The organism is Lactobacillus nasalidis (assembly GCF_016587775.1).
Classification (GTDB): domain Bacteria; phylum Bacillota; class Bacilli; order Lactobacillales; family Lactobacillaceae; genus Lactobacillus; species Lactobacillus nasalidis.
The window spans coordinates 1-6,254 of the sequence record NZ_BOCG01000599.1 but is presented as its reverse complement, the minus strand read 5'-3'; the positions used below and the strand labels follow the sequence as shown (position 1 = coordinate 6,254).

Annotated in this window: 6 protein-coding genes and 1 pseudogene; 1 reads left to right on the top strand and 6 read right to left on the bottom strand. The window is 55.8% G+C overall.

All coding sequences use genetic code 11. The features are described 5' to 3' along the window. Positions 1-319: pseudogene (locus lacNas_RS11280) on the top strand (ribonuclease J); the annotation flags it as partial. Positions 320-402: 83 nt separating this feature from the next. On the opposite strand, the gene recD2 reads toward lacNas_RS11280, so the two are convergent. From recD2 to lacNas_RS11250, 6 genes are all read right to left on the bottom strand, one after another. Beyond that, on the bottom strand, positions 403-2,796 hold the full coding sequence (recD2, locus tag lacNas_RS11275) for an SF1B family DNA helicase RecD2 (protein ID WP_201331649.1): 2,394 nt from the start codon (positions 2,794-2,796) through the stop codon (positions 403-405). Further along, complete coding sequence (locus tag lacNas_RS11270) at positions 2,793-3,455, bottom strand: tetratricopeptide repeat protein (protein WP_201331648.1); 663 nt, start codon at positions 3,453-3,455, stop codon at positions 2,793-2,795. Before lacNas_RS11270 ends, recD2 begins: the two co-directional genes overlap by 4 nt. Then, complete coding sequence (locus lacNas_RS11265) at positions 3,455-4,114, bottom strand: histidine phosphatase family protein (RefSeq protein ID WP_201331647.1); 660 nt, start codon at positions 4,112-4,114, stop codon at positions 3,455-3,457. Before lacNas_RS11265 ends, lacNas_RS11270 begins: the two co-directional genes overlap by 1 nt. Before the next feature lie 96 nt (positions 4,115-4,210). Continuing rightward, a complete protein-coding gene (mnmA, locus tag lacNas_RS11260) occupies positions 4,211-5,338 on the bottom strand; it encodes a tRNA 2-thiouridine(34) synthase MnmA (RefSeq protein WP_201331646.1) in 1,128 nt (375 codons plus the stop codon). A gap of 4 nt (positions 5,339-5,342) precedes the next feature. Continuing rightward, positions 5,343-5,684 (bottom strand): DUF1831 domain-containing protein, encoded by a 342-nt coding sequence (locus lacNas_RS11255; RefSeq protein ID WP_201331645.1) that lies wholly within the window; start codon positions 5,682-5,684, stop codon positions 5,343-5,345. A 54-nt stretch (positions 5,685-5,738) separates the two neighbouring features. Beyond that, positions 5,739-6,254 (bottom strand): aminotransferase class V-fold PLP-dependent enzyme (locus lacNas_RS11250; RefSeq protein WP_201331644.1); only part of this gene is annotated, 516 nt, incomplete at its 5' end.

The following is a 6,254-nucleotide window of genomic DNA, read 5'->3' as shown; positions in this document are numbered from 1 at the left end:
CATTGTCGTCCGCGACCGGCAGATTCTCTCAGAAGAAGGCCTGGTCGTGGCCGTAGCCACAGTCGACTACAAGCACAAGCGGGTTTTGGCCGGACCGGACATCCTCAGCCGCGGCTTCGTCTACATGCGTGAGTCGCAGGAACTGATCAACGCGGCCCAAAAGCATGTCTACCATGTCTTGAAGACGGAGATGGCCAAGGCCGAGAAGCCGAAGGACAGCGAAATCCGCAAGGCAATCATTGAAAACCTGCAGGACTTCCTTTACTCACGGACCGAACGCCGGCCAATGATTCTGCCAATGCTGATCGAAAAGAAATAAAGCTTGATAGCAAAAAACTAAAAAGAACTCCTCACGGAGTTCTTTTTTTATGCGTTTTTGACTTTTGCTGCTTGTCCAGGATCTTACTGCCCCTGCGGGCGCTTACGGACGATCTCTGCCAGGTTCTTGCATCCCTGAACCAGGTCTTCCATGCCGACCATCGGCGAAATCTCTGCCCGGCTGATCCGGGCGCCAGTCAAGATGTAGTCAGCCTTCTGCTCTTTGGGCTCACTCTTTGCTTCAGCTTCCTGGTCTTCGGCGGCAGCATTTTCGGCTGCTTCTGGCTTGAAGCGGTCCTTCAAAAGCCAAACCAGGTTGGTCCGCCGCTCATTGCCCTTGACCCGCATAGCCTGGGCAAAGGCCCGTTCCTCGCCGACCATGACCAGCTTTTGCGAGGCCCGGGTGATGGCCGTATACAGGAGGTTGCGCTTGAGCATGATGTAGTTCTGCATGGTCAGGCAGAGAATGACCAGGGGGAATTCCGAGCCTTGTGACTTATGGATCGTGATGGCATATGCCCGGGTCAGATTGTTCAAATCAGCCTGGCTGTAAGCCACTTCCTTGCCGTCAAAATTGACCAGCAGCTTGGTCTCGTCCTCTTCATCGGCCGTCATTTCCGGCTCCACGGCCGCTACCTTGCCGATCTCGCCGTTGTAGATTCCCCGCTCCGGGTCGTTTTGCAGCTGCAGAACCCGGTCGTGCAGGCGGAAATTCTCGCCATGGGCTTCAACTGCCTTGTCATTCCCCTTCTCCGGGTTGATTACCCGCTGAAGGGTGTCGTTCAAGCTGTTGATCCCGCCGTCTCCCCGGTACATGGCACCTAAAACCTGAATGTCGTCAGCGGCAAAGCCGCTTTTGAGAGCCGCCTGGGTGATTTGCTCCACGGCGCTGTCCACCGCTTGCGGCGGACAAGGAATGAAGGAATAGCTGGCCGTCTTTTTCAGCAAGACCGCCGGATCGGCTCCTTCGTTGACGGCGTGGGCCAGAGGGATGATCGTTGAATCATCTTTTTGCCGGTGGACCACCTTCAATTGGCAAGTAGGAATGAAGTCCGCCTCAATCAAGTCGGCAAAAACCTTCCCTGCCCCAACTGATGGCAGTTGGTCCTTGTCACCGACAAAGACCAGGTGGCGGACGTTGCTGATGGCGCTGAGCAGCTTCTCAAACAGGTAGATGTCGACCATGGACATTTCGTCAACGATCAAAATCTCCCCCTCCAGGTCGTTCAGTTCCATCTCCGCGCTGTTGTCGATCCCCAAGCCCAGCAAGCGGTGGATGGTCTTGGCCGGATAGCCGGTCACTTCCCCCATCCGCTTGGCAGCCCGGCCGGTCGGGGCCGCCAGGAGGATTTCTTCCTCGGCTTCTTCCTCGTCCATGCCGGCCAGGTCCTTCAAGGCCAGCAGAATGCCATCAATAATGGTCGTCTTCCCGCTCCCCGGGCCCCCGGTCAAGATTGAGACCGGACTGGTTACCGCGTTTTTGATGGCTTGCTTTTGCTCGGGGTCATAGCTGATGCCCAGCTTCTTTTCGGCCTGCCTGATGGCCTGGTCAAGGTCCTTGTCCTTGTAGTCTTCTTCCTTGCCCTTGGCCAAAAGGTCTTCCAGGTCGGTCACGATCTCGCTTTCCACTTGAAATGGCGCCAGCAGGCTGGCCCGGCCATTTTCCACAACGACCTTCCTCTTGTCCTGCAGGTCATTGACCCCTGCAGCCAGCTGGTCGTAATCTATCCCAGTCATTTCCTTGGCTGCCGGCAAAAGCTGGTCCAGTTCCAGATAGGTCTCGCCGTCCATGGTCAAGGCCTGGAGCAAGACCGCCAATATTCCGCCGTCAGCCCGCTCCAGGCTGTCCTGGGCCAGGCCAAGCCCCCGGGCCAGCCGGTCGGCTTCCTTGAAGGAATACCCGCTCACTTCGCCCAGGGCCAGATAAGGATCGGCCTGCAGCTTTTTAAGGGTTTGGTCATGATACTTTTGGTACAAGCGGCCGGCCACCTTGCGGGGAATTCCGTAATTGGCCAGACTCAAGGCCAGCTCATCAAAAGAATCCAGCTGCGACAAGCCGGTTTGCAGGCTGTTTTTCTGCTTGGGCGTCAAGTCCAGCTGCTCGATCTGGGCCGGGTCTGCCTGCAGGCTCTTTAAGGCATCTGCCCCCAGCTGGTCGACGATTTTCTCCGCGGTTTTGGTCCCGATCCCCGGAAACTTGTCTGATGACAGGTACTTGACCACCCCGCCGGTCTCTTGGGGCAAGGCCGGCTGGCAGCTGACCGCTTGAAACTGCTGGCCGTACTTGGGGTGGGTCACCAGGTCACCGGTAAAGCTGTATTCCTGGCCGATTTCCAGGTCGCCGAAAGTCCCCGTCACCTTGATCTCGCTTTCGCTGTAGCCGGGCAAGGAGGTCCTCAAGTCCACCAGCAGGATCTTGTACATGTTCTGTGAATTTTCAAAAATGATGCTTTTCAGTTCACCGCTGATCTCTGTCATTTCGGTTCTCCTTGCCGGTCCTGGCCCTTCTGCTGGCTCAGCAGCTTGAGCAGGGACTCATACTGGTCCTTGGCCTTTTGGTAGTATTTCGCGTCCTGGGCTTTTGATTTGGCAAAAAAGCTCTCCGCCTTTTCCCGGTCGCTGCTAAAGCAGGTCAGGCCCAGCAGAAAATTCAGCTTGCTGGTCCGCTGGGCCGCCGGAATCTGCAAATAGCTGGCCTTCGCCGCCTGCAGATCGCCTAAAGCCAGCCAGATGTCCCCGATCAGCTCACGGACCCGGTCATCCGTCTGCTTGATCGACAAGGCATAAGCCAGGGCCTTCGAGCTCTGGCCCAGCTTGAGGTAGACCAGGGCCTTTTGATACATGGTGAGGTCATCATCCGGAATCTGGGCCAGCCTGGCCAAAGCCTGGTCAAAATTCCCCAGGGCATAATCGCAGACTGCCAGATCATAAGTCAGATCCTGGGGATCATCGACGAGCCCCTGGGCCTTGGTCAGCAGCTCTTGCGCCTGCTCGGCGCTGCCCTGGTCCAGCAGATAAGTGGCCAGCTGCAGGTAGTTGTCGGTCTGCTTGGGTGCCTGGTCGATCTTCCCAATCAGGGCATGAATTGCTTCATTGACTTTTCCAGCTTCATAAAGCTGATTGATCTTTTGATCCATTACAAACCATCCGTTTCTGACATTTTATGGCCTAAAGGCGTGACATCGGCCCACTTGACCAGCTTGAAGTCGGCTCCAGTCTCCTGGCTGCGCAGAACCGAGACGCTGGTGTTGTAAATAACGCCGTTTTGCCGCAGATTGGCCAAATCATAGCCCAGCAGGGCCCCCATGATTGCCGACAAAACCGCTCCGTGGCTGACCACCAGGACTTTGTCGCTGTCTTTGGGATACTTGCGGGCCATTTCCCTGCCGAAGTCCAGTCCCCGCTCCATGGCGTGCTCATAGCTTTCGCCGGCTACTACCGTACTGTCGTAAGCATCGGGATGGTGCCAAAAATTGTCGATCTCCTGCGGGTAAAGCTTTTCCGCCTCGGAATACTTCATCCCTTCCAGCTTGCCCAGGTTCATTTCCCGCAAGCGCTCGTCAATGTGCAGGGGCAGCCGGATGCCGGCAGCGTCCGCGATGCCCTGGGCGGTCATTCTTGCCCGGTCCAGGGGACTGGAGTACAAGCCTTGAAAATGGGTGTTTTTCAGATAGCTGCCCAGCTTCTGGATGTCAGCCAGGCTTTCAGGCAGCAGCTTGGAGTCCCCCTGCCCGCCTTGGAAACGCTGTTCCAGATTCCACTGAGTCTTGCCGTGTCTTACAAAATATATTTCCATGTTTTTTCGCCTCTCGTAACTATGCTTTCTATTATAGCAAAAGCCGGCGGGCCGTAAAAACAGAAGAAGCCGGGTCCCGGAGGACTCGGCTTTTCTTTAAACTAATTGCAGCTTTTTATCATCCTTGAAGGCCGCGTCAATGTTTCCGCCGCCCAGGCATTCCTCGCCCTGGTACAAAACCAGCGCCTGACCCGGCGTAACCGCCCGGGCCGGCTCGTCAAAGTAGACGTCCGCCGTCTTGCTGGCAGCGTGGTACTTGACTCTGACGCCGACATCGCACTGCCGGTAGCGGAACTTGGCCGTAGCCTTGAATTCCGTGTCCTGGTCCGGGTTGCCGGTAAAGAAGGTCATCCCCGAAGCCTGCAGACGGTCAGCGTAGAGGCGCGGACTGTCATAGCCCTGCTCAACGATCAGCTGGTTCTTCTCCAGATCCTTGCCGACGACAAACCAAGGAGCGGTTGACTCCTTGGTCGACCCCAGGCCCAGGCCCTGCCGCTGGCCGATCGTGTAGTACATCAGGCCGGCGTGCTGGCCGACTACCTGCCCGTCGGGAGTCACCATGTCCCCGCCTTGCGCTGGCAGAAACTCACTCAAAAAGTGCTTGAAGTTTCGCTCACCGATGAAACAGATCCCCGTGGAATCCTTCTTCTTGGCCGTGGCCAGTCCGGCTTCCTCGGCAATCTGCCGCACTTCCGGCTTGGTCAAATCCTGCAGGGGGAACATGACCCGCTTGATCTGATCCTGAGTCAGCTGACTCAAGAAATAAGTCTGGTCCTTGTTGCCGTCCTTTGGCCGCATCATGTGAGTGACGCCGTTTTCGTCGACCATGGTCTTGGCATAGTGGCCCATGGCCAGATAGTCGGCGTCCAGATCCAGCGCGTATTCCAGAAAAGACTTGAACTTGATTTCCGTGTTGCACATGATGTCGGGGTTCGGAGTCCGACCAGCCTTGTATTCCTTCAAGAAGTACTGGAAAACCCGCTCCCAGTACTCTTTTTCAAAGTTGATCGAATAGTAAGGGATGCCGATCTTGTCGGCAACCTTTTTGACGTCTTCGTAGTCTTCAGTTGCCGTGCAGACGCCATCATCATTGGTGTCATCCCAGTTCTTCATAAAAACGCCGACGACGTCGTAGCCCTGCCGCTTGAGCAAAAGGGCTGCTACCGAAGAGTCCACCCCGCCGCTCATGCCGACAACGACTCTGATCTTGCTATTGTCAACCATTAAATCAATCCTTCACTTCGCTTAAAACCTTGCGCTCCTCCAGATCCTTCAAAATGTAGTTCAGAAGTTCGACCGTCGGAGCCAGCTGCTGATTATTAAAAATGTTTACCTTTCTCAAGCCACTTGGATCGGTCACTACCATCGTCAAATGACTCAAGTCGCTCTTGATGGTCATTTTCAGTTTCGTCGTCGCGTTGTACGGCGATTCATTGTACAGGGGGTGCTCATAAACAAAATTCCCCCGCGGAGTCTTTTGAAAACCGGCGTCAATCAGGGAGTAGAGCTTCACGTCTGGGTTCAGCATGAACTTCCGCTTGTCACCATTGATCATCACAGTATTAGCCATAAAGTAAAACCTCGCTTATTAATTGTAAGTGAATCTGTTGAAAAAAGCAACCGTTTAGTCTTGCCGCTGCCGGGCCTGCAGCTTCTGCACGACCCGGATCAGCGCGTCGGCAAAAGCCTGCACTTCTTCAACAGTATTGTAACGTCCGAATGAAACTCTGATTGATTCGCTGACCTTCGGTGAATCAGCACCGAACATGGCCGTCAGCACGTGCGACGGCGTCAGGCTTCCCGCCGTGCAGGCCGAACCGCCTGATACGGCAAAGCCGGCCAGGTCAAGATTGGCCAAGAGCACGTAGGTTGACAGGCCATTGAGGCGGAGATTCAAGACGTGGTGGGAAACCAGCCCGGTTAAGGGGCTGTTGACCTCATAAGCCACCCCGCTTTGGTCCAGCCGGCTCAAGATGATCTTCTGGAACTCAGTGTATTTGGCCTGCAAATCTGCCTTGGCCACTTCTTCGGTTTCGGCTACTGCCTGGCCAAAGCCGGCAATTCCCGGCACGTTTTCCGTGCCGGCCCGCCGCTTAAGCTCCTGGTCACCGCCGTAAATGCGGTTGGGCAGGCGGATGCC

Bases quoted from the DNA above. Each gene is read 5' to 3' on its own strand.
- recD2 (WP_201331649.1), bottom strand. From the start codon at position 2,796: ATGACAGAGATCAGCGGTGAACTGAAAAGCATCATTTTTGAAAATTCA.
- lacNas_RS11270 (WP_201331648.1), bottom strand. From the start codon at position 3,455: ATGGATCAAAAGATCAATCAGCTTTATGAAGCTGGAAAAGTCAATGAA.
- lacNas_RS11265 (WP_201331647.1), bottom strand. From the start codon at position 4,114: ATGGAAATATATTTTGTAAGACACGGCAAGACTCAGTGGAATCTGGAA.
- mnmA (WP_201331646.1), bottom strand. From the start codon at position 5,338: ATGGTTGACAATAGCAAGATCAGAGTCGTTGTCGGCATGAGCGGCGGG.
- lacNas_RS11255 (WP_201331645.1), bottom strand. From the start codon at position 5,684: ATGGCTAATACTGTGATGATCAATGGTGACAAGCGGAAGTTCATGCTG.